We start from the raw sequence: 23,236 nt of genomic DNA, 5'->3' as shown, positions 1-23,236 counted from the left end.
CCCAGGAGACGAGAATGTCCGCTGTACCGAACGAAGTGATGAAATATGTCGCCGCCGAACATGACGACGACCCGCAGGAAACCGTCGAATGGCTCGAGTCGCTCGACGGCGTAATCTCCTCCGTGGGCACTGGCCGCGCGCACTACCTGATCGAAAAGCAGATCGAATTCGCCCGCATGCACGGCGAACACCTGCCGTTTTCCGCGAATACCCCGTACATCAACACGATCCCGGTCGCCGCCCAGGCGAAGATCCCGGGTGACCAGGACATCGAGCACCGCATCCGTTCGTACACGCGCTGGAACGCGCTGGCGATGGTGCTGCGCGCAGGCAAGGACACGAACGTCGGCGGCCACATCGCATCGTTCGCATCGGCCGCGACGCTCTATGACGTCGGCTACAACCACTTCTGGCACGCAGCGTCCGAGCAGCACGGCGGCGATCTCGTGTTCGTGCAGGGCCACTCGTCGCCGGGCGTCTACTCGCGCGCGTTCCTGCTCGGCCGCCTGAAGGAGGAGCAGCTCGACAACTTCCGCCAGGAAGTCGACGGCAACGGCATTTCGTCGTACCCGCACCCGTGGCTGATGCCGGACTTCTGGCAGTTCCCGACCGTGTCGATGGGCCTCGGCCCGATCATGGCGATCTACCAGGCCCGCTTCATGAAGTACCTGGAAGCGCGCGGCATCACGAAGACGGAAGGCCGCAAGGTGTGGGCATTCCTCGGCGACGGCGAGACGGACGAACCGGAATCGCTCGGCGCGATCGGGATGGCGAGCCGCGAGAAGCTCGACAACCTCGTGTTCGTGATCAACTGCAACCTGCAGCGTCTCGACGGCCCGGTGCGCGGCAACGGCAAGATCATCCAGGAACTCGAATCGGAATTCCGCGGTGCCGGCTGGAACGTGATCAAGGTCATCTGGGGCAGCCGCTGGGATGCGCTGTTCGCACGCGACAAGTCCGGCGCGCTGATGCGCCGCATGATGGAAGTCGTCGACGGCGAGTACCAGACGTACAAGTCGGAATCCGGCGCGTTCGTGCGCGAGCACTTCTTCAACACGCCTGAACTGAAGGCGCTCGTCGCCGACTGGTCGGACGACGACATCTGGGCGCTGAACCGCGGCGGCCACGATCCGCACAAGATCTACGCGGCTTTCCACGAAGCCACGCACACGAAGGGCGCGCCGACCGTCATCCTCGCGAAGACCATCAAGGGCTACGGGATGGGCGAGTCGGGCCAGGCAATGAACATCACGCACCAGCAGAAGAAGCTGCCGGTCGAGCAACTGAAGAAGTTCCGTGACCAGTTCCGCCTGCCGATCACCGACGAGCAGATCGCCGACGTGCCGTACCTGAAGTTCGAGGAAGGCTCGAAGGAACTCGAATACATGCGCAAGCAGCGCATGGACCTCGGCGGCTACCTGCCGCATCGCCGCGAGAAGGCGACGTCGCTGCCGGTGCCGGCGCTCGACGCGTTCGAGCCGCTGCTGAAGGGCACGGGCGAAGGCCGCGAGATCTCGACGACGATGGCGTTCGTGCGGATCCTGAACATCCTGCTGAAGGACAAGGCGCTCGGCAAGCGCGTCGTGCCGATCGTCCCGGACGAATCGCGTACGTTCGGCATGGAAGGCCTGTTCCGCCAGATCGGCATCTGGAACCAGCAGGGCCAGAAGTACGTGCCGGAAGATTCCGACCAGCTGATGTTCTACAAGGAATCGGAAACCGGCCAGATCCTGCAGGAAGGCATCAACGAAGCGGGCGGCATGTGCGACTGGATCGCGGCGGCGACGTCGTACTCGACGCACGGCGAGATCATGGTGCCGTTCTACATCTTCTACTCGATGTTCGGCTTCCAGCGGATCGGCGACCTGGCATGGGCCGCGGGCGACATGCGTTCGCGCGGCTTCCTGCTGGGCGGCACCGCGGGCCGCACGACGCTGAACGGCGAAGGCCTGCAGCACGAAGACGGCCACTCGCTCCTGTGGGCGGCATCGGTGCCGAACTGCGTGAGCTACGACCCGACCTTCGGCTATGAGCTCGCCGTGATCGTCCAGGACGGCCTGCGCCGCATGGTGGCGGACCAGGAAGACGTGTACTACTACATCACGGTGATGAACGAGAACTACGAGCACCCGGCGATTCCGCAGGGCGAGCACGTGGCGGCCGACATCATCAAGGGCATGTACGCGTTCAAGAAGGCCGACGCCGACGCGAAGGCGCCGCGCGTCCAGCTGCTCGGCGCGGGCACGATCTTCAACGAAGTGATCGCTGCCGCCGACCTGCTGAAGAACGACTGGGGCGTCGCCGCCGATCTGTGGAGCGTGCCGAGCTTCACCGAGCTCGCGCGTGAAGGCCATCAGGTCGAACGCTGGAACCTGCTCCATCCGACCGAAGAGCGTCGTCTGTCGCACGTGCAGAAGTGCCTGAAGGACACGCAGGGCCCGGTCATCGCATCGACCGACTACGTCCGTGCGCTGGTCGACCAGATCCGCGGCCAGATCGATCGGCGTTTCGTCGTGCTGGGCACGGACGGCTTCGGCCGCTCGGATACCCGCGAGAAGCTGCGTCACTTCTTCGAAGTCGACCGTCACTGGGTCACCGTCGCCGCGCTCAACGCGCTGGCCGACGAGGGCACGATCGAACGCAAGGTGGTCGCGGATGCGATCGCCAAGTACAACCTCGATCCGTCGAAGCCCAACCCGATGACCGTTTAACGCACACGCCGTGTGATGCCGCGCGCCGCTCCCGCGAGGGGCGCGCGCGGCCATGGAGACAGAAACAGATGAGTCAAGCGATCGAAGTGAAGGTGCCGGATATCGGCGATTACAAGGACGTGCCGGTGATCGAGATCGGCGTGAAGGTCGGCGATACCGTCGAGCCGGAGCAGTCGCTCGTCACGCTCGAGTCGGACAAGGCGACGATGGACGTGCCGAGCCCGGTCGGCGGTGTCGTGAAGGAAATCAAGGTCAAGGTGGGCGATTCCGTGTCGGAAGGCTCGCTGATCATCCTGCTCGAAGGCGCCGCCGCGGCGCAGGCGAACGGCGCGGCCGCGCCCGCTGCTGCTCCGGCTCCGGCGGCAGCACCGGCACCGGCTGCTGCAGCACCGGCGGCCGCACCGGCAGCAGCCGGCGGCACGCTCGAAGTGAAGGTCCCCGACATCGGCGACTACAAGGATGTGCCGGTGATCGAGATCGGCGTGAAGGTCGGCGACACGGTCGAGAAGGAGCAGTCGCTCGTCACGCTCGAGTCGGACAAGGCGACGATGGACGTGCCGAGCCCGGCCGCCGGCGTCGTGAAAGAGATCAAGGTGAAGGTGGGCGATTCGGTGTCGGAAGGCACGCTGATCGTGCTGCTCGAAGCCGCAGGTGCCGCTGCTGCCGCACCGCAGGCGAGCGCACCGGCTCCGGCCGCTGCCGCTCCGGCGCCGGCATCTGCCGCCGCACCCGCGAAGGCCGCCCCGGCCCCGGCTGCTGCCGCTCCGGCGCCGGCTGCTGCACCGTCGGGCGAATACCGCGCCAGCCACGCATCGCCGTCGGTGCGCAAGTTCGCACGTGAGCTCGGCGTCGAAGTCGCACGCGTGCAGGGTTCGGGTCCGAAGGGCCGCATTACGAAGGAAGACGTCACGGGCTTCGTGAAGGGCGTGATGACCGGCCAGCGCGCAGCACCGGCCGCGGCAGCCGCGCCGGCAGGCGGCGGCGAGCTGAACCTGCTGCCGTGGCCGAAGGTCGACTTCTCGAAGTTCGGCCCGTTCGAAGCGAAGCCGCTGTCGCGCATCAAGAAGATCTCGGGCGCGAACCTGCATCGCAACTGGGTGATGATCCCGCACGTCACGAACAACGACGAAGCGGACATCACCGAGCTCGAAGCACTGCGCGTGCAGCTGAACAAGGAGCACGAGAAGGCGGGCGTGAAGTTCACGATGCTCGCGTTCGTGATCAAGGCGGTCGTCGCCGCGCTGAAGAAATTCCCGACGTTCAACGCGAGCCTCGACGGCGACAACCTGGTGTTCAAGCAGTACTACCACATCGGTTTCGCCGCGGACACGCCGAACGGTCTCGTCGTGCCGGTGATCCGCGATGCGGACAAGAAGGGGCTCGTCGACATCGCGAAGGAAATGGCCGAGCTGTCGAAGGCCGCACGCGACGGCAAGCTGAAGCCGGACCAGATGCAGGGCGGTTGCTTCTCGATCTCGTCGCTCGGCGGGATCGGCGGCACGAACTTCACGCCGATCATCAACGCGCCGGAAGTGGCGATCCTCGGGTTGTCGCGCGGGCAGATGAAGCCGGTGTGGGACGGCAAGCAGTTCGTGCCGCGGCTCACGCTGCCGCTGTCGCTGTCGTATGACCATCGCGTGATCGATGGCGCCGAAGCCGCGCGGTTCAATGCGTATCTCGGCGCGTTGCTCGCCGATTTCCGTCGCATCATTCTTTGATGAGCGGGGGGGCTCGCGGGGGCGTGGGTTTTTTGTTGGTTATCCACGCTCTGTCGTTGAACCTGTTTTGCTAACGGTCTATTAGCGTCGCCCCTGCGCGGGGCGGCGGTCACTTTTCTTTGTCTTCCAAAGAAAAGTAACCAAAAGAAAGGCGCGTCCTTGGGCGGACGGCAAAGGTGGTCTTGCCCAGGTTCGCGTTTTCTTGTCCGGCCGTAGTCTCGGGTTCTTTTGCGGGTTTCTCCCCCCTCTGTCTGCAGCTAATCAAGAAGGGGACAGTAATGAGTCTCATCGAAGTCAAGGTTCCGGATATCGGCGATTTCAGCGGCGTCGATGTCATCGAAGTCAATGTCAAACCCGGCGACGTGATCGAAAAAGAGCAGACGCTCATCACGCTCGAATCCGATAAAGCCTCCATGGAAGTGCCCAGCGACGTCGCCGGCACCGTCAAGGAAATCAAGGTCAAGGCCGGCGAGAAAGTCTCGCAAGGCACCGTCATCGCCATCGTCGAAGCCTCGGCAGGCGCAGTCGCACCCGCGAAAGCACCGGAACCGGCGAAGCCCGCAGCGGCTGCACCCGCACCGGCCGCAGCCGCGCCGGCACCCGCGCCGCAAGCCGGCAGCTACGCGGGTGCCGCCGACATCGAATGCGACATGCTCGTGCTCGGCGCCGGCCCCGGCGGCTACTCGGCCGCGTTCCGCGCCGCCGACCTCGGCATGAAGACGGTGCTCGTCGAACGCTACTCGACGCTCGGCGGCGTGTGCCTGAACGTGGGCTGCATCCCGTCGAAGGCGCTGCTGCATACGTCGCTGGTCGTCGAGGAGGCCGCGGCGCTCGCGTCGCACGGCATCACGTTCGGCAAGCCGGAAGTCGATCTCGACAAGCTGCGCGACTTCAAGGGCGGCGTCGTCAAGAAGCTGACGACGGGCCTCGCCGGCATGGCGAAGGCACGCAAGGTCGAAGTGGTCACGGGCGTCGGCGCTTTCGTCGATCCGTTCCACATGGAAGTGCAGGGCGAAAACGGCAAGAAGGTCGTCAAGTTCAAGCAGGCCATCATCGCCGCGGGCTCGCAGGCCGTGAAGCTGCCGTTCATGCCGGAAGACCCGCGCGTCGTCGATTCGACCGGCGCACTCGAACTGCGCCAGCTGCCGAAGCGCATGCTCGTGATCGGCGGCGGCATCATCGGCCTCGAAATGGCTACGGTGTACTCGACGCTCGGCGCCGAGATCGACGTCGTCGAAATGATGGACGGCCTGATGATGGGCGCGGACCGAGATCTGGTGAAGGTCTGGGAAAAGTACAACGCGAAGCGCTTCGGCAACGTGATGCTGAAGACCAAGACGGTCGGCGCGGAAGCGAAGGAAGACGGCATCTACGTGAAGTTCGAGGGCGAGAAGGCCCCGGCGGAAGCGCAGCGCTACGACCTCGTGCTCGTCGCGGTGGGCCGCAGCCCGAACGGCAAGAAGATCGGCGCCGACAAGGCGGGTGTCGCGGTCACGGATCGCGGCTTCATCGACGTCGACAAGCAGATGCGCACGAACGTCCCTCACATCTTCGCGATCGGCGACATCGTCGGCCAGCCGATGCTCGCGCACAAGGCCGTGCATGAAGGCCACGTCGCAGCGGAAGCCGCGCACGGCGAAAAGGCGTACTTCGACGCACTGCAGATCCCGTCGGTGGCGTACACCGATCCGGAAGTGGCGTGGGCCGGCAAGACGGAAGACCAGTGCAAGGCCGAAGGCATCAAGTACGGCAAGGCCGTGTTCCCGTGGGCCGCATCGGGCCGCGCGATCGCGAACGGCCGTGACGAAGGCTTCACGAAGCTGATCTTCGACGAGGAAACCCATCGCGTGATCGGAGGTGCCATCGTCGGCCTGAACGCGGGCGACCTGATCAGCGAAGTGTGCCTCGCCGTCGAGATGGGCGCGGACGCGGAAGACATCGGCAAGACGATCCATCCGCACCCGACGCTCGGCGAATCGGTCGGCATGGCCGCCGAGCTGTACGAAGGCGTCTGTACCGACCTGCCGCCGCAACGCAAGAAGTAACGCGGCCGGCTCGGCCGGCAGTGTGCCGGCCGTGAAAAAACGCCGCCTCCCGGGTGATCCGGGCGGCGGCGTTTTCTTTTGTTGGCGGCCGATGCTCAAACGACCGTTCGAGCATGGTCGGCAACGCGCCGGTTCCAGCATGTTCCGGCGCCAGAAACGAAAAAGCCGCGCTGGGCGCGGCTCTTTCAGGAGCAGGGGACGCTTACGCGGCCGGCTTGCTCGTACGACGTGCAGCAGCGGCGGTAGCAGCCTTCGTTGCGACGGCAGCAGCAGCGTTGAAGTTCGTTTCAGCGATTTCGACGGCTTGCTTCGTGGCCTTCTGAACCGTTTCGTACGTGGTGTTCGCAGCGTTCAGTGCCGACTTCAGTGCAGCGACAGCCGTTTCCGAACCGGCCGGGGCGTTCTTCGCGACGTTGTCGACGAGTGCCTGGACCTTCTTGTTCTGCTCTTCGAATTGCGCTTCGGCAACCTTCGCGAACTCGGCTTGCGTCGACGATGCGATTTCATACAGGTGACGGCCGTACGACAGCACCTTTTCCGCGACCGGCTGCGACAGGCTGGCTTGCAGCGCGATCAGTTCCTGTGCGTCCTTCACCGACAGCAGACGCTGTGCGTTTTCCTGGCCTTCGGCCAGCGTCGACTTCACGACCTGCAGGTTGAGTTCGATCAGCTTTTCGACGCCTTCGAACGCCTTGGTCGTCAGACCGAACAGGCTTTCGAGGTTGGCTTTCTGGGCGGCGGCGATTTGCTCGGGGGTCAGCAAGGACATGTCAAGCTCCTGAAAAGCGATCGCGTCGATCGCAGGGTAAAGGGCACTACGCTGGGGAACCTCGGATGCGCGTGCTTTGTGCAACGCAGCAATGAGGCTTATTTTAGGGCAGAGAAAACCAATGTCAAGTATTTTTTGTGCGTTGCACAATCGCGACAAATTATCGATAAAACAACGAGTTATCGTGCCTGTTCGGAATCGGTTTCATGCCGCGATCCCAGATGGTGCGCACGGCTGAGGGGCAGGCGCGGCGCACCATGATCATGCACAGGTAAACCTGACAGGCCTGTGGAACGTTATCCTTCTGTTCCTGTCGAAAACGCGCCGTTTCGATACGTGTCCCGTGGCGACGTGCCGCCGCCACGGCCGAGACCGGCGCCCCTGGCACCCCGAGCGCCGGATACGTAGTTTCCCCGCTTTAAATTGCCTCTGAAGTGACGTTATCTCAATTAACCGTGTGTAATCGGGAGACGGGTACTGTCGGGCAGCGCACCCCATCGATTTTTTCGATGGGAGCGGGAGGGTTCATTGGTCAGAGGTTGGCCGACCCTTACATTCCGGTTTAACGACGATCGGTAAGTGCCTAATATTGCTCTTTTTTTCAGCTTTAACTACACTTGCGGAAACCTCCCGCCCGCTTTGTCCAGACCCCAATGAAAGCCGAATCGTTTTCACCGCGCAGATTGTTGCAGAGCATGACGCTCGGCACGGCTGTGTCGGTCGCAGTCGCCTTGCTGGCGACCACTGCGTCCGTCGCGCCGGCTGACGCCTTTGCCGCCACTGCGAAGACCCAACAAGCCGCCAAGAAAAAGGCTGTCGCTCCTGCTTCGTCCGCGAAGAAGAAGTCGGCCAAGGCCAGTTCCGACAAATCCGCGAAGGTCGCGGCCGCCGACGCGCCGCGCGCGAAGGCGTCGCGCAAGCGCGTGACGCTCGCGTCGAACGTGCATGGCGGCCATCACGGCGCAGTCCGCAAGGTCGCGTTCCAGCCGCGCCGGCCGACCGTCGGCCAGGCGTTCGGCCTGCACGACACGCCGGACGCGCTCGCGCTGCGTTCGAGCGTCGCGTACGTCGTCGACCAGAATTCGGGCGAGCCGCTGTTCGACAAGAATTCGCACGCCGTCGTGCCGATCGCGTCGATCTCGAAGCTGATGACGGCGATGGTCGTGCTCGATTCGAAGACGCCGATGACCGACCAGCTCGAAGTCACCGACGAAGACCGCGACTACGAGAAGGGCACGGGCTCGCGCCTGTCGGTCGGTTCGGTGCTGTCGCGTGAAGACATGCTGCACATCGCGCTGATGGCGTCGGAAAACCGCGCGGCCGCCGCGCTGTCGCGTTACTACCCGGGTGGTCGTCCGGCGTTCATCGCCGCGATGAACGCGAAGGCGAAGTCGCTTGGCATGACTGACACGCACTTCGAGAATTCGACGGGTCTGTCGAGCTCGAACGTGTCGAGCGCACGCGACCTCGTGAAGATGGTCAATGCGGCGTACCAGTACCCGATGATTCGTCAGTTCTCGACCGATCGCACCTACGAGGTGTACACGGGCAAGCGCAACCTGGTCTACAACAGCACGAACGCGCTGATCCGCGGCAATGGCTCGTGGGACATCGGTCTGCAGAAGACGGGTTTCATCAACGAAGCGGGCGAGTGCCTCGTGATGCAGGCGACGATCCACGGCAAGCCGATGGTGATGGTGTTGCTCGATTCGTTCGGCAAATATTCGCGCTTTGCCGATGCGGCGCGCCTGCGCAACTGGCTCGATGCGGGCGGCGGCGAGCGCCTGACGGCGGCCAACACGCCGAGCGGCGGGACCTGATCGCACGATGGCGTGGCGGTTCGCCGCCGCGCCGATGGCTGAAAAAAAGCCCCGCAATCGCGGGGCTTTTTCATTGGGCGAGCGGGAGCGGCTTATGCCTGCCGCTGCAGCCCGTCCGCATCCTTCGCGGGCGCCGGCCGGTAGCCGAGCGATTCCGAAATGGTGAGGGCCGTGCGGCTCAACTGGCCGAGCCACGCATCCTGGAGGCGATCGGCCGGCGCCGACAGCGACAGGCCCGCGACGAGCTTGCCCGAATCGTCGTAGATGCCGGCCGCGATACAGCGCACGCCGAGCTCCAGTTCCTCGTTGTCGCGCGCGCACGATTGCTGGCGCACGATCGTCAGCTCGCGCTCGAGCTTCGCGATGTCGGTGATGCTGTTCTGCGTATGGCCGGACAGCCCCGTACGCGTCGCATAGGCGCGCACGCGTGACGTTTCGTCGGCCGCGAGGAACAGCTTGCCGACCGACGTGAGGTGCAGCGGCGCGCGGCCACCGATCGCACGAACGACCTGCATCCCCGAGCGCTCCGAATACGCACGCTCGATGTAGACGATCTCGTCGCCCTGGCGTACCGACAGGTTCACGGTCTGCCCGGTGAGGCGGTGCAGTTCGCGCATCGGCATCAGCGCCGCGTCGCGCACCGACAGGCGCGCCTTCACGAGGTTGCCGAGCTCCAGCAGCCGCATGCCGAGGCGGTACGTGCCGGGATCGGAGCGGTCGACGAGACGGCAGGTCACCATGTCGTTGAGGATGCGGTGCGCGGTCGACGGGTGCAGCTCCGTCCGCTGCGCAAGCTCCTTCAGGCTGACAGGGTCACTGTGCGCGGCGAGCGCGTCCAGCAACCGCATCATGCGTTCGATCACCTGGATCGACGTTTTTGAATCCGGGGTGGGTTGGCTCATGTCGGGGGGGAATCGGTTGACGCGTCAAGCGGTGTTGGGACGATTGTATCTCGTATTGTGAAAAAAGCGAACGCCGTTCGAGGAAGTCCTCGTTTCGCGCCGTGCGGGCTTGCATGAGCGCCGGCGTTGGTCTTGCTGGCCAAACGGCGGATAATGAGAGCCGTTTTCTCGAAGGAGCACGTATGCGAGTCGGTTTGTTCGTGACCTGCCTGGTCGATCTGATGCGCCCCGAAATCGGTTTTTCGGCGCTCAAGCTGATTCGCGACGCCGGCTACGAGGTGATCGTGCCGCCCGCGCAGACTTGCTGCGGCCAGCCGGCCTACAACTCGGGCGACCGTGCGCTCGCGCGCGATCTCGCGGAAAAGACGCTGCGCGAGTTCGAGCAGTTCGATTACGTCGTCGCGCCGTCAGGTTCGTGCGGCGGGATGATTCGCGCGCACTACGGCGACCTGTTTCGCGACGACCCCGAACTGATGGGGCGCTACACGCGGTTCCAGCAGAAAGTCTACGAACTGACCGATTTCCTGGCGAACGTCGCGAAGGTGTCGCTCGCGCCGGGCGAATTCACGGGGCCCGTCACCTACCACGATTCGTGCTCGGGCCTGCGCGAGCTGGGCGTGAAGGCGCAGCCGCGCGCGCTGCTCGCGCAGCGCGGCATCGCCGTCACCGAAATGAAGGACTGCGAGCACTGCTGCGGCTTCGGCGGCACGTTCGCGGTCAAGTACGGCGACATTTCGGCCGCCATCGCGGACGAGAAATGCGCGAACGTGCGCGCGTCCGGCACGGGCGCCGTCGTGCTTGGCGATCTCGGCTGCATGCTGAACATCGAAGGGCGGTTGCGCCGCACCGGCGACCGCGACACGCGCGTGCTGCACGTCGCGCAGGTGCTGGCGGGCGACGTCTGACGCCCGGTTCCGCTCACTTTTCCCCGATACCGCGATGCAAGTCCAATCGATGCATTTCAAGGCGCGCGCCGGCCAGAAGCTGGCCGACCAGCGCCTGCAGCAGAACCTGAAGAAGCTGTCGACGAAGTTCGTGTCCGCGCGCGCCGATGCGATGACCGCGATCGACTTCCCGGCCACGCGCGCCGCGCTGAAAGCCCGCCGCAACCGCGCGCTGGAGAACCTCGACGTGTGGCTCGAGGCGTTCGAGCGCGAGGCGACGCGGCGCGGCACGACGGTGCTGTTCGCCGAAACGACCGAGGATGCCGCGCGGCTCGTGGCCGACATCGCGCGCCGTCACGACGTGAAGAAGGTCATCAAGACCAAGTCGATGGTGTCGGAGGAAATGCGCCTGAACGCGGTGCTCGCGGAAATGGGCGTGCAGTCGATCGAGACGGATCTCGGTGAGTACATCCTGCAGATCAACGACAACGAGCCGCCGAGCCACATCATTGCGCCCGTCGTGCACAAGGACAAGGACGAGATCGCCGACCTGTTTGCGCGCACACATCATCGCGAGCGGCTCACCGAGATTCCGGACATGACGCGCGAGGCGCGCGAGGTGCTGCGCCCGCATTTCATGTCGGCCGACATGGGCGTGACGGGCGGCAACTTCGTGATCGCCGAGACCGGTTCGGTCGCGATCGTGACGAACGAAGGGAACGAGGGGATGTGCACCGTGATGCCGCGCGTGCATGTGGCGGTGACGGGCATCGAAAAGGTGCTGCCGACGCTCGAGGATCTCGGGACCGCGATGCGCCTGCTGCCGCGCTCCGCGACCGGGCAGAAGACGTCGAACTATTTCTCGCTGCTGACCGGGCCGCGCGGGCCGGGCGACGAGGACGGCCCCGAGCACAACTACGTGGTGCTGGTCGACGGCGGCCGCACGGGGCTGATCGGCGGCGAATTCCAGGAGATGCTGCGCTGCATCCGTTGCGGCGCATGCATGAACCATTGCCCGGTGTACCAGAAGGTCGGCGGCCACGCGTACGGCTGGGTGTACCCGGGGCCGATGGGGTCCGTACTGACGCCGAGCTACGTCGGGCTCGACCGCTCACTCGATCTGCCGCAGGCCGCAACACTTTGCGGGGAATGCGACAGCGTGTGCCCGGCCGGGATTCCGTTGTCGCACCTGTTGCGCACGCTGCGCGAGAAGCAGGTCGAGCGACACCTGCGGCCGTGGCGCGAGCGGGCGGCGCTCGCCGCATGGGGTTTCTTCGCGCGCCGGCCGATGCTGTACGCGCTCACGACCAAGCTCGCCGTGCGCATCCTCGAGCGGCTGGGCGGCAGCGGCGGCACGCTGCGGCGCCTGCCGATGATGGGCGGCTGGATGGATACGCGCGACATGCCGACGCCGACCGGACGCACGTTTCGCGAGCTGTACGCGGCGTCGCAAAGCCACCTCGGCTGACGACTGTTCATTCGGCGACAACAGTGCGTTCGCTATTTGCATATTTATCTCGATAGATGCGGTCTATAGAATTCTGTCTGTAGTCCCCGGAATTGGGTTTCGGGGTGCGAGGTCAAGGAGGTCCGCATCATGAAAAAGACAATATCGATGTACTGGCCGCTGGCAATCGTCGTTCCGCTGGCCGCGGCTGCCTATCTGCATGCGATGGCAGAGGCGCCGTCGCGTGGCCCGCTTGCCGTTCACCAGGCATCCGCCGAGCTGGCGCGTGCGGTGTCGTTCGGGCTAGTCGACGATACGGCGAAGCCGCTGCCGGCGGCGTCCGGCGACGTCGTGCTCGCCGTGCCGAAGGCGCTGTAAGGCATGGCGCCGTCGCTTTGCGCGGCGGCGCGATTTCGGCCGCCTTTGTATAATGGCGGGCTGTTCTCCCACGCGGCCCGCCGCGGCTTTCCGATAGTGTGATGACCCGCGTTTCGATCTGTTTCGTCTGTCTCGGCAACATCTGCCGTTCGCCCACCGCGGAAGGCGTGATGCGTCATCAGGTCGACGCGGCCGCGCTGGCGGACCGGATCGAGATCGATTCGGCCGGCACCGGCGACTGGCATGTCGGCGAGCCGCCCGATACGCGTGCCCAGGCGGCCGCTCGCGGCCGCGGCTACGACCTGTCGGCGCTGCGTGCACGACAGGTGAGCGCGGCGGATTTCGAGCGCTTCGACCTGTTGCTCGCGATGGACGAGGCGAATCTCGCGGAGCTGCGCCGCCGCTGCCCGCCGCAGCATCGCGACAAGGTGCGCCTGCTGATGGAATTCGCGCCGGATTCGGCCGAGACCGAGGTAGCCGACCCCTATTTCGGCGGTACGCAGGGCTTCGAGCAGGTGCTCGATCAGGTCGAGCGCGCGTGCGCGGGCCTGCTGGAGGCGCTCAGGGCCCGTACGGAGCGCTGATCGCGCGGTTTTCAGCGATCTGCGAATACCCTTTCAAAGACATGGATACTTGACTAAAAACGTCAAATATTTATACTTGACCAAAATCGTCAAGATTGCAGTCCCCTAGACACCATGAGACTCACCACCAAAGGCCGTTTCGCCGTCACGGCGATGATTGACTTGGCACTGCGCCAGGAGCAGGGCCCGGTGACGCTTGCAGGCATCAGCCAGCGCCAGCGGATTTCGCTCTCGTATCTCGAACAGCTGTTCGGCAAGCTGCGCAGGCATGAAATCGTCGAATCCGTGCGCGGCCCGGGCGGCGGCTACAACCTCGCGCGTCGCGCGCAGGACGTCACCGTTGCCGACATCATCATCGCGGTCGATGAACCGCTCGACGCCACGCAGTGCGGCGGCAAAGGCACGTGCGACGGCTCGAAACAGCCAGACGGCCATTGCATGACGCACGAGCTGTGGTCGACGCTGAACCAGAAGATGGTCGAATACCTCGATTCGGTGTCGCTGCAGGATCTCGTCGATCAGCAGCGCGCTCGCGAGGGCGCACCAGCGGTGCTGCGCGACCGGCGGACGCCGGAGCCCGTTGCGGCACCGGCCGAGCCGGTTCGCACGATGCCGCTCGGCCCCAATTCGGTGTTCAACATCGCGAGTTCGTGAGCGCGAAGGCGCCGCCATACCCCATAACGCACATAGTCCCTGCACAGAATTCCCGGAGCGACAGATGACCCAAGACACTCTCCACCTGCCCATCTACATGGATTACAGCGCGACGACGCCGGTCGACCCGCGCGTGGTCGACAAGATGGTGCCGTATCTGCGCGAGCAGTTCGGCAACCCGGCGTCGCGCAGCCACGCGTATGGCTGGGACGCGGAGCGTGCGGTCGAGGAGGCGCGCGAGAACGTGGCCGCGCTCGTGAACGCGGATCCGCGCGAGATCATCTGGACGTCCGGCGCAACGGAATCGGACAACCTCGCGATCAAGGGTGCCGCGAACTTCTACAAGGGCAAGGGCAAGCACATCATCACGGTGAAGACCGAGCACAAGGCCGTGCTCGACACCTGCCGCGAGCTCGAGCGCGACGGGTTCGAAGTCACCTACCTCGACGTGAAGGATGACGGCCTGATCGACCTCGACGTGTTCAAGGCCGCACTGCGCCCGGACACGATCCTCGTGTCGGTGATGCACGTGAACAACGAGATCGGCGTGATCCAGGACATCGAGACGATCGGTGAGATCTGCCGCGAGAAGGGCATCGTGTTCCACGTCGACGCCGCACAGTCGACCGGCAAGGTCGCGATCGACCTCGCGAAGCTGAAGGTCGACCTGATGTCGTTCTCGGCGCACAAGACCTACGGCCCGAAGGGCATCGGTGCGCTGTACGTGCGTCGCAAGCCGCGCGTGCGCATCGAAGCGCAGATGCACGGCGGCGGCCACGAGCGCGGCATGCGTTCGGGCACGCTGGCGACGCACCAGATCGTAGGCATGGGCGAAGCGTTCCGTATCGCACGCGAAGAAATGGCGACGGAAAACGAGCGCATCCGCATGCTGCGCGACAAGCTGCTGCGCGGCCTGTCGCAAATCGAGGAAACGTACGTGAACGGCGACATGGAGCGCCGTGTCCCGCACAACCTCAACATCAGTTTCAACTTCGTCGAAGGCGAGTCGCTGATCATGGCGATCAAGGACGTCGCGGTGTCGTCGGGCTCCGCATGCACGTCGGCGTCGCTGGAGCCGTCGTACGTGCTGCGTGCGCTCGGCCGCAACGACGAACTGGCCCACAGCTCGATCCGCTTCACGGTCGGCCGCTTCACGACGGAGCAGGAAGTCGACTTCGTGATCAACCTGCTGAACAGCAAGATCGCGAAGCTGCGCGAACTCTCGCCGCTCTGGGAAATGCACCAGGAAGGCATCGATCTGTCGACGATCGAATGGGCCGCACACTGAGCGCCGGATTGAACATACCCGCGGGCGGATTCGCGCACGCAGACGTAACGAGTCAAGGAGTCTGAGTCATGTCTTACAGCAACAAGGTTCTGGATCACTACGAAAACCCGCGCAACGTCGGTTCGTTCGCGAAGGACGACGACACGGTCGGCACGGGCATGGTCGGCGCGCCGGCCTGCGGCGACGTGATGAAGCTGCAGATCCGCGTCGGCGCGGACGGCGTGATCGAAGACGCGAAGTTCAAGACCTACGGTTGCGGTTCGGCGATCGCATCGAGCTCGCTCGTCACCGAATGGGTGAAGGGCAAGACGCTCGACGAAGCACTGTCGATCAAGAACACGCAGATCGCGGAAGAACTCGCGCTGCCGCCGGTGAAGATTCACTGCTCGATCCTCGCGGAAGACGCGATCAAGGCAGCCGTGGCCGACTACAAGAAGCGTCACGACACCACGGCAGGCGATCAGGCAGCAGCCTGAGCGGCATCGAGCGGCTTCAGAAGGAACGCGGCGGGCCCCGGTGGCGCGCCGCGGCAAGGACATCATGGCAATTACACTGACCGAAAAAGCAGCACAGCACGTCCAGAAATACCTCGTCCGTCGCGGCAAGGGTATGGGTCTGCGGCTTGGCGTTCGCACGACCGGGTGCTCGGGGCTCGCGTACAAGCTCGAGTATGTCGACGAGCTCGCTCCCGAGGATCAGGTGTTCGAGAGCCATGGCGTGAAGGTGATCGTCGATCCGAAGAGCCTGGCCTACATCGACGGCACCGAGCTCGACTTCGCACGCGAAGGCCTGAACGAAGGGTTCAAGTTCAACAACCCGAACGTGAAGGACGAGTGCGGCTGCGGTGAATCGTTCCGCGTGTGATCACGCGGGTCTCCGCGCGATGCGGGCAAGAGGCGGCACGGGCCGCCTTTTTAATGTGCGGCGTTTGCCGCGCGACGAAACGGAATTGAACGCGACGATGGTCTCGCTGAAAGACAGCCATTTCGACCTGTTTCACCTGCCGGCGCAATTCGCGCTCGACGAGACGGCGCTCGACGCCGCGTATCGGACGGTGCAGACGCAGGTGCACCCGGACCGCTTCGCGGCGGCCGGCGACGCGCAGAAGCGCATCGCGATGCAATGGGCCACCCGCGCGAACGAAGCGTATCGCACGCTGCGCGATCCGCTGAAGCGCGCGTCGTATCTGTTGTCGCTGCGCGGTGTCGACATCGGCGCGGAAAACAACACCGCGATGGAGCCTGCGTTTCTGATGCAGCAGATGGAGTGGCGCGAGGGCATCGAGGATGCCGCGGCCGCCCGCAACGTCGACGCGCTCGACGTGCTGCTCGCCGAGTTGCGCGAAGAGCGGCGCGTGCGGGTGGAGCGCCTCGGCACGCTGCTCGACAGCGGCGCCGATCAGGCGGCCGCCGAGGCCGTCCGCCAGCTGATGTTCATCGAACGGGTCGCGTCGGAAGTGGGCGCGCAGATCGAGCGCCTCGAAACTTAACCGCGTGCCTTGCGGCACGCGCAGCAAACGGGCCGAGCGCCCGAACGAACCAAGATGGCTTTACTGCAAATTTCCGAACCGGGCATGGCGCCGGCGCCGCATCAGCGGCGACTCGCCGTCGGGATCGATCTCGGCACGACGAATTCGCTCGTCGCGGCCGTGCGCAACAGCGTGCCTGAAGTCCTGCCGGACGAAACGGGCCGCGTGCTGCTGCCGTCGGTGGTCCGCTACCTCGAGAAGGGCGGCCGCCGCATCGGCCACGAGGCGAAAGAGCAGGCCGCCACCGATCCGCGCAACACGATCGTGTCGGTCAAGCGCTTCATGGGCCGCGGCAAGGCCGAGGTCGAAGGCGCGGCGAACGCGCCGTACGAATTCGTCGATGCGCCGGGCATGGTGCAGATCCGTACCATCGACGGCGTGAAGAGCCCGGTCGAGGTGTCGGCCGAGATTCTCGCGACGCTGCGTTATCGCGCGGAAGATTCGCTCGGCGACGACCTGGTTGGCGCGGTGATCACGGTGCCCGCGTATTTCGATGAAGCGCAACGCCAGGCGACCAAGGATGCGGCGCGCCTCGCGGGCCTCAACGTGCTGCGCCTGCTGAACGAACCGACCGCCGCGGCGATTGCCTATGGGCTCGACAACGGGGCCGAAGGCCTCTATGCGGTGTATGACCTCGGCGGCGGCACGTTCGACCTGTCGATCCTGAAGCTGACGAAGGGCGTGTTCGAAGTGCTGGCCGCGGGCGGCGATTCCGCGCTCGGCGGCGACGATTTCGACCATGCGCTGTTCGATCACGTGCTCGCGCAGGCCGGCATCGACGCGAAGACGCTCGCACCCGAGGACGTGCGCCTGCTGCTCGACCGTGTGCGCGTGCTGAAGGAAGCGCTGTCGTCCGCACCGGAGGCGTCGCTCGACGTCACGCTGTCGGGTGGCGCGCACCTCGTGCAGACGATCTCGCACGACACGTTCGCGTCGCTCGTCGAGCCGCTCGTGCAGCGCACGCTCACGCCGACCCGCAAGGCGCTGCGCGATGCACAGGTTGCGCCGGCCGACATCAAGGGTGTCGTGCTCGTCGGCGGCGCGACGCGCATGCCGGTGATTCGCGACGCAGTTGCGAAGTACTTCGGCCAGCCGCCGCTCGTGAACCTCGATCCGGATCAGGTCGTTGCGCTCGGCGCGGCGATCCAGGCCGACCTGCTCGCAGGCAATCGCGGCACCGGCGACGACTGGCTGCTGCTCGACGTGATTCCGCTGTCGCTCGGTGTCGAGACGATGGGCGGCCTCGTCGAGAAGATCATTCCGCGCAACTCGACGATTCCGATCGCGCGCGCGCAGGAATTCACGACCTTCAAGGACGGCCAGACCGCGATGGCGATCCACGTCGTGCAGGGCGAGCGTGAACTCGTCGCCGATTGCCGGTCGCTCGCGCGTTTCGAGCTGCGCGGCATTCCGCCGATGACGGCTGGCGCCGCGCGCATTCGCGTGACCTACCAGGTCGACGCGGATGGCCTGCTGTCGGTGTTCGCCCGCGAGCAGCTGTCGGGCGTCGAGGCGTCGGTCGTCGTGAAGCCGTCGTACGGTCTTGCCGACGACGACATCGCGAAGATGCTCGAGGACAGCTTCAAGACCGCCGAGATCGACATGCGCGCCCGCGCGCTGCGCGAAGCGCAAGTCGAGGCCGAGCGGATGCTCGAGGCGACGCAGGCCGCACTGGCGGCCGACGGCGAACTGCTCGACGCGAGCGAGCGCACGCAAGTCGACACGCTGGCCGCCGCGCTGCGCGCGGTCGCGCAAGGCGACGATACGAACGCGATCGAAGCGGCGACCAAGGCGCTGGCCGACGGCACCGATGAATTCGCGGCGCGCCGGATGGACAAGAGCATCAAGCGTGCGCTGTCGGGCCGCCGGCTCGACGAGATCTGAACTCACGAACTGCGCATCGGCCGGCAACGGCCCGCGCGACAATGAACCGTGCGGCGCCTGGCGCCGCACCCTGACTGACGGAACGGACATGCCTCAACTGGTAGTGCTGCCTCACGTCGAACTGTGCCCGGATGGCGCGGTGATCGACGCGACGCCCGGCAAGAGTATCTGCGACAACCTGCTCGAACACGGGATCGAGATCGAGCATGCATGCGAGAAGTCGTGCGCGTGCACGACGTGCCACGTGGTGATCCGCGAAGGCTTCAACGATCTGACGCCGTCCGAGGAGGACGAGGACGATCTGCTGGACAAGGCGTGGGGCCTCGAGCCGACGTCGCGCCTGTCGTGCCAGGCGATCGTGAAGGAAGATTCGGACCTGGTGGTCGAGATTCCGAAGTACTCGATCAACCACGCGAAGGAAAACCACTGACAGGAACCGGAGGCAGGCGATGAAATGGACCGATTCGCGTGAAATAGCCATTGCGCTGGCGGACAAGCACCCGGACATCGACCCGCAGCGGATCAACTTCGTCGACTTGCGCCAATGGGTGCTCGAGCTCGACGGCTTCAACGACGATCCGGCGCACTCCGGCGAGAAGATCCTCGAAGCGATCCAGGCCCACTGGATCGACGAATCGGACTTCGACGACGAAGACTGACCGATGGGCACCGTGTGCGCCGCATGGGCGCGCAGGGCGCAATGAAAAAACGGCTCGTGAGATTGCTCACGAGCCGTTTTCGTTTTCAGGCCGCCTGCACGCGCACGACATGCGGGCAGGGGGAGCCGACGCGATCTGGCGATTACGCGCCGACCAGCGTGCCGTTCTCGATCCGTACGCGCTGGCCCTGGCCGAACGGCGGCGGGTTGTGGTACGTGAACGTGCGCGTCGCGCCGTTCTCCATCTGCACTTGCACCTGATAGTCGGTTTCCGCGCGCACCTGCTTTTCGACCTGGTTGCCGGCGAGGCCGCCACCCAGCGCGCCGATGATCGTCATCGCGGTGCGGCCGTTGCCGTGACCGAACTGGTTGCCGAGCAGGCCGCCGGCTGCAGCGCCGCCCACGGCGCCGATCCCCGAGCTCTGGCCCGGCGTGCGCGTCTGCGAGATCGCGACGACCGTGCCGCAGCTCTGGCAGTAGCTCTGGGCCGGGGCCGACGGCTGCTGCGCGTATTGCGGCGGCTGCGGTGCCGTCGTATGACGGCGATGCGGCGCGGCCGGGCGCGGCGCGGGCTTCGGTTCAGCCTGCGCGACGGCGGCCTTCTGCTCGGCAGCCTTCTGCTGCGCGGCGGCCTGTTCGGCCGCCTGCTGCTGGGCTTGCGCGGCCAGCGCGGCGCTGGCGGCCGCGGCCGTATCGACGGCCGGCTGCGATGCGATCAGCGCGGCCTGGGTCTGACCGTTCTGCGCATTGTTGCTGTTGGCCTTCGGGAAGACGCCCGTGATCGCTGCCGTCGCCGCGAGGCTGGCGACGATGACGGCGCCGGCCGCGGTGGCGATCAGCGGGTGGAGGCGTTGCTTTTGCGGCGTGGTCTGATTCTGGTTGTCCATTTTGTTCTCCAATGTCGATCCGGATCGGCGCGCTGCGCCGGAGCAGGATCCCACGCTCGGGAGCGAGCAGACTCGGCGTTCCGGCGCCTCGTTCTGGTCCCGTGGTCATGCGTGGTGACGCAACAGGAGTGTCGTCCACGGCCCAGCGGCGCGCCGTATCAAGGTGTAACGAATTGCAGCGGAGCATCGGCAGCCATGACAGGGAAAACCCGGAAAAGGCCGTCGCGACGAGGGGATAAAACGGGGGAGGATCGAAAGCCGGCGGACGCCGGCTGGCGGGATTTACGCGTCGTTACAAAGCTGACGCGTGCGCACCGCAGGGCGCGGCGCACACGCGGGCGCAGCGTTCAGTCTTCGCGGCGCAGGTGCGGGAACAGCAGCACGTCGCGGATCGTCGGGCTGTCGGTCAGCAGCATCACGAGACGGTCGATGCCGATTCCGCAGCCGCCGGTCGGAGGCATCCCGTATTCGAGCGCGCGGATGTAGTCGGCGTCGAAGAACATCGCTTCCTCGTCGCCTGCGTCCTTCTGTTCGACCTGCTTCTTGAAGCGCGCGGCCTGGTCTTCCGGATCGTTCAGCTCCGAGAAGCCGTTCGCGATTTCGCGGCCGGTCATGAACAGCTCGAAACGCTCGGTGATGCCCGGCACCGTATCCGATGCGCGTGCGAGCGGCGACACCTCGACCGGGTAGTCGATGATGAAGGTCGGCTCCCACAGCTGCGCTTCGGCCGTTTCCTCGAACAGCGCGAGCTGCAGCGCGCCGATGCCTGCGTTCAGGAACGCCGGCTGCGACACGTCGACGCCGAAGCGCTTCAGTTCGGTGCGCAGGAACGCGTCGTCCGACAGCTGGCCGTCGGTGTAGTCCGGTGCGTACTTCTGGATCGCCTGCGTGATCGTCAGGCGGTGGAACGGCTTCGCCAGGTCGAGCTCGCGGCCCTGGTACTGGATCGTCGCGGTGCCGAGCGCATCGATCGCCGCCTGGCGGATCAGCTGCTCGGTGAAGTCCATCAGCCAGCGGTAGTCGGTGTACGCGGCGTAGAACTCCATCATCGTGAATTCCGGGTTGTGACGCGGCGACACGCCTTCGTTCCGGAAGTTACGGTTGATTTCGAACACGCGTTCGAAGCCGCCGACGATCAGGCGCTTCAGGTACAGCTCCGGCGCGATGCGCAGGAACATCTGCATGTCGAGCGCGTTGTGATGCGTGACGAACGGCTTCGCGGCCGCGCCGCCCGGGATCGGGTGCAGCATCGGCGTCTCGACTTCCATGAACTCGGCGTTGTCCATGAACTTGCGGATCGACGCGATCGTCTTGGTGCGGGCGCGGAACGTGTCGCGCGTTTCCGGCGTGACGATCAGGTCGACGTAGCGCTGGCGGTAGCGCATTTCCTGGTCCGACAGGCCGTGGAACTTGTCCGGCAGCGGGCGCAGCGCCTTCGACAGCAGGCGCAGTTCCTTGCACTGGACCGACAGCTCGCCCTTGTTGGTGCGGAACAGCACGCCGCGCGCGGCGACGATGTCGCCGAGGTCCCACTTCTTGAATGCGTCGTAGGTTTCCGCGCCGACGTCGTTCGGCGTCACGAAGAACTGGATCTGGCCCGAACCGTCCTGCACCGTCGCGAAGCTTGCCTTGCCCATCACGCGCTTGAGCATCATGCGGCCGGCGACCGACACCTCGACCGGGTTCGCTTCGAGCGCGGCCTTGTCCGAGTCGGCGAATTTCGTCTGCAGATCGGCTGCGTGATGTTCCGGGCGGAAATCGTTCGGGTAGGCGACGCCTTGCTCGCGCAGGGCGCGCAGCTTCTCGCGGCGCTCGGCGATGATCTGGTTTTCGTCCGCGACGACGGCGGGCTGCGTTTGGGTCGGTTCGGTCATGATGGTCGGAATTCGGAGTGGGTGCGGCAACGCAAACGGGAAGGGCAAGGGGGCGCGACCCGGCAGGGTCGCGCCGCGGCGCTTACACGCCCTGTTTGAGGCTCGCGCTGATGAAGTCGTCGAGGTCGCCGTCGAGGACGGCGCGCGTGTTGCTCATTTCGACGTTCGTGCGCAGGTCCTTCACGCGGCTCTGGTCAAGCACGTACGAACGGATCTGGTGGCCCCAGCCCACATCGGTCTTGCTCGATTCGAGCTTGTCCTGTTCGGCCTGGCGCTTGCGCATTTCGACTTCGTACAGGCGCGATTTCAGCATCGCCATCGCTTCGGCGCGGTTGCGGTGCTGCGAGCGGTCGTTCTGGCACTGCACGACGATACCGGTCGGCATGTGCGTGATCCGCACCGCGGAGTCGGTCTTGTTGATGTGCTGACCGCCCGCGCCCGATGCGCGGTACGTGTCGATGCGCAGGTCGGCCGGGTTGATCTCGACTTCGATCGAATCGTCGATTTCCGGGTACACGAACACCGACGAGAACGACGTGTGGCGGCCGCCCGACGAGTCGAACGGCGACTTGCGCACGAGGCGGTGGATGCCCGTTTCGGTGCGCAGGAAGCCGTACGCGTATTCGCCCGAGACCTTGACCGTCGCGTTCTTGATGCCGGCGACGTCACCGTCGGACTCTTCGAGCACTTCGGCCTTGAAGCCCTTGCGTTCGCAGTAGCGCAGGTACTGGCGCAGCAGCATCGACGCCCAGTCGCACGCCTCGGTGCCGCCGGCGCCGGCCTGGATGTCGATGAAGCAGTTGTTCGGGTCGGCCGGGTTCGAGAACATCCGGCGGAACTCGATGTCGCCCACGCGTGCCTCGAGCTTCGCGGCGTCTTCTTCCGACGCGACGAGCGTGTCCTCGTCACCTTCCTCGCGGGCCAGCTCGAACAGGTCGAGCGCGTCGCGCAGGTCGCCATCGAGCGCGGTGAGCGTCGTGACGACGCCCTCGAGCAGCTTCTTCTCGCGACCGAGCGCCTGGGCGTTCTTCGAATCGTTCCAGACGTTCGGGTCTTCGAGTTCCTTGTTGACTTCGGTCAGACGCGCAGCTTTGGCGTCGTAGTCAAAGATACCCCCGGAGCTCGCCCGCGCGGTTGCGCAGGTCGAGCAGGGAGCTTTCGATCGCGTTGAGACGTTCCGCTTCCATGATCGTTCGCTATTCTTG

General features: G+C 65.3%; 21 protein-coding genes. 16 read left to right on the top strand and 5 right to left on the bottom strand.

What is annotated here, in order from left to right; translation table 11 throughout:
• Window positions 1-14: 14 nt before the first annotated feature.
• From aceE to lpdA, 3 genes are all read left to right on the top strand, one after another.
• A complete protein-coding gene (gene aceE, locus CFB43_RS12040; RefSeq protein WP_089495164.1) occupies window positions 15-2,711 on the top strand; it encodes a pyruvate dehydrogenase (acetyl-transferring), homodimeric type in 2,697 nt (898 codons plus the stop codon).
• 68 nt (window positions 2,712-2,779) lie between these two features.
• Window positions 2,780-4,429: a dihydrolipoyllysine-residue acetyltransferase gene (gene aceF, locus CFB43_RS12035; protein ID WP_089495163.1), complete on the top strand. Its 1,650-nt coding sequence runs from the start codon at window positions 2,780-2,782 to the stop codon at window positions 4,427-4,429.
• 278 nt (window positions 4,430-4,707) lie between these two features.
• Window positions 4,708-6,474 carry a dihydrolipoyl dehydrogenase gene (gene lpdA, locus CFB43_RS12030; RefSeq protein WP_089495162.1) on the top strand — a complete coding sequence of 589 codons (1,767 nt, stop codon included), beginning with the start codon at window positions 4,708-4,710 and terminating at the stop codon, window positions 6,472-6,474.
• Between the two features lie 202 nt (window positions 6,475-6,676).
• On the opposite strand, the gene CFB43_RS12025 is transcribed toward lpdA, so the two are convergent.
• On the bottom strand, window positions 6,677-7,243 hold the full coding sequence (locus CFB43_RS12025; RefSeq protein ID WP_039364780.1) for a phasin family protein: 567 nt from the start codon (window positions 7,241-7,243) through the stop codon (window positions 6,677-6,679).
• 653 nt (window positions 7,244-7,896) lie between these two features.
• Between CFB43_RS12025 and pbpG the strand changes: the two genes are divergently transcribed.
• Window positions 7,897-9,063, top strand: coding sequence for a D-alanyl-D-alanine endopeptidase (pbpG, locus tag CFB43_RS12020; protein ID WP_089440510.1), 1,167 nt, complete (start codon window positions 7,897-7,899; stop codon window positions 9,061-9,063).
• Window positions 9,064-9,155: 92 nt separating this feature from the next.
• Here the strand turns inward: pbpG and CFB43_RS12015 are convergent, their stop codons facing one another.
• Window positions 9,156-9,965, bottom strand: a complete 810-nt coding sequence (locus tag CFB43_RS12015) for an IclR family transcriptional regulator (protein WP_034183553.1) — start codon at window positions 9,963-9,965, stop codon at window positions 9,156-9,158.
• Between the two features lie 182 nt (window positions 9,966-10,147).
• Here CFB43_RS12015 and CFB43_RS12010 point away from each other — a divergent pair, with 182 nt between their 5' ends.
• From CFB43_RS12010 to iscX, 12 genes are all read left to right on the top strand, one after another.
• Window positions 10,148-10,870: a (Fe-S)-binding protein gene (locus tag CFB43_RS12010; RefSeq protein ID WP_069248359.1), complete on the top strand. Its 723-nt coding sequence runs from the start codon at window positions 10,148-10,150 to the stop codon at window positions 10,868-10,870.
• A gap of 34 nt (window positions 10,871-10,904) precedes the next feature.
• Window positions 10,905-12,317, top strand: coding sequence for a lactate utilization protein B (locus CFB43_RS12005; protein WP_089495161.1), 1,413 nt, complete (start codon window positions 10,905-10,907; stop codon window positions 12,315-12,317).
• Window positions 12,318-12,446: 129 nt separating this feature from the next.
• Window positions 12,447-12,674: a hypothetical protein gene (locus CFB43_RS12000; protein WP_089495160.1), complete on the top strand. Its 228-nt coding sequence runs from the start codon at window positions 12,447-12,449 to the stop codon at window positions 12,672-12,674.
• Between the two features lie 101 nt (window positions 12,675-12,775).
• On the top strand, window positions 12,776-13,258 hold the full coding sequence (locus CFB43_RS11995; protein ID WP_089495159.1) for a low molecular weight protein-tyrosine-phosphatase: 483 nt from the start codon (window positions 12,776-12,778) through the stop codon (window positions 13,256-13,258).
• A gap of 114 nt (window positions 13,259-13,372) precedes the next feature.
• Window positions 13,373-13,912: a Fe-S cluster assembly transcriptional regulator IscR gene (gene iscR, locus CFB43_RS11990; protein WP_009691731.1), complete on the top strand. Its 540-nt coding sequence runs from the start codon at window positions 13,373-13,375 to the stop codon at window positions 13,910-13,912.
• Between the two features lie 64 nt (window positions 13,913-13,976).
• Window positions 13,977-15,200, top strand: coding sequence for an IscS subfamily cysteine desulfurase (locus CFB43_RS11985; RefSeq protein WP_046546057.1), 1,224 nt, complete (start codon window positions 13,977-13,979; stop codon window positions 15,198-15,200).
• 68 nt (window positions 15,201-15,268) lie between these two features.
• Window positions 15,269-15,676: a Fe-S cluster assembly scaffold IscU gene (gene iscU, locus CFB43_RS11980; RefSeq protein ID WP_089425757.1), complete on the top strand. Its 408-nt coding sequence runs from the start codon at window positions 15,269-15,271 to the stop codon at window positions 15,674-15,676.
• A gap of 64 nt (window positions 15,677-15,740) precedes the next feature.
• The gene (iscA, locus tag CFB43_RS11975; RefSeq protein ID WP_012492710.1) at window positions 15,741-16,064 is read left to right on the top strand and encodes an iron-sulfur cluster assembly protein IscA; all 324 of its coding nucleotides are present in this window, start codon (window positions 15,741-15,743) and stop codon (window positions 16,062-16,064) included.
• Between the two features lie 97 nt (window positions 16,065-16,161).
• Window positions 16,162-16,689 (top strand): Fe-S protein assembly co-chaperone HscB, encoded by a 528-nt coding sequence (gene hscB, locus CFB43_RS11970; RefSeq protein ID WP_089495314.1) that lies wholly within the window; start codon window positions 16,162-16,164, stop codon window positions 16,687-16,689.
• Between the two features lie 54 nt (window positions 16,690-16,743).
• Window positions 16,744-18,612: a Fe-S protein assembly chaperone HscA gene (gene hscA / locus CFB43_RS11965; RefSeq protein WP_089495158.1), complete on the top strand. Its 1,869-nt coding sequence runs from the start codon at window positions 16,744-16,746 to the stop codon at window positions 18,610-18,612.
• Between the two features lie 88 nt (window positions 18,613-18,700).
• Window positions 18,701-19,042, top strand: a complete 342-nt coding sequence (gene fdx / locus CFB43_RS11960) for an ISC system 2Fe-2S type ferredoxin (RefSeq protein ID WP_011352558.1) — start codon at window positions 18,701-18,703, stop codon at window positions 19,040-19,042.
• A gap of 19 nt (window positions 19,043-19,061) precedes the next feature.
• Window positions 19,062-19,271: a Fe-S cluster assembly protein IscX gene (gene iscX / locus CFB43_RS11955; RefSeq protein WP_069621826.1), complete on the top strand. Its 210-nt coding sequence runs from the start codon at window positions 19,062-19,064 to the stop codon at window positions 19,269-19,271.
• 142 nt (window positions 19,272-19,413) lie between these two features.
• Here the strand turns inward: iscX and CFB43_RS11950 are convergent, their stop codons facing one another.
• From CFB43_RS11950 to prfB, 3 genes are all read right to left on the bottom strand, one after another.
• Window positions 19,414-20,157, bottom strand: a complete 744-nt coding sequence (locus tag CFB43_RS11950; protein WP_089495157.1) for a glycine zipper 2TM domain-containing protein — start codon at window positions 20,155-20,157, stop codon at window positions 19,414-19,416.
• Between the two features lie 347 nt (window positions 20,158-20,504).
• On the bottom strand, window positions 20,505-22,031 hold the full coding sequence (lysS, locus tag CFB43_RS11945; RefSeq protein ID WP_089495156.1) for a lysine--tRNA ligase: 1,527 nt from the start codon (window positions 22,029-22,031) through the stop codon (window positions 20,505-20,507).
• A gap of 82 nt (window positions 22,032-22,113) precedes the next feature.
• Window positions 22,114-23,218, bottom strand: a protein-coding gene (gene prfB / locus CFB43_RS11940) for a peptide chain release factor 2 (protein ID WP_111941483.1) whose coding sequence is annotated in 2 segments (ribosomal slippage) — window positions 22,114-23,136 and window positions 23,138-23,218 — 1,104 coding nt in all. Because the reading frame shifts where the segments join, the coding sequence is not laid out codon by codon here.
• Between the last annotated feature and the right edge of the window lie 18 nt (window positions 23,219-23,236).

Source organism: Burkholderia sp. AU15512 (assembly GCF_002223325.1).
Lineage (GTDB): Bacteria > Pseudomonadota > Gammaproteobacteria > Burkholderiales > Burkholderiaceae > Burkholderia.
This window is presented reverse-complemented; position numbering and strand designations above follow the sequence as displayed.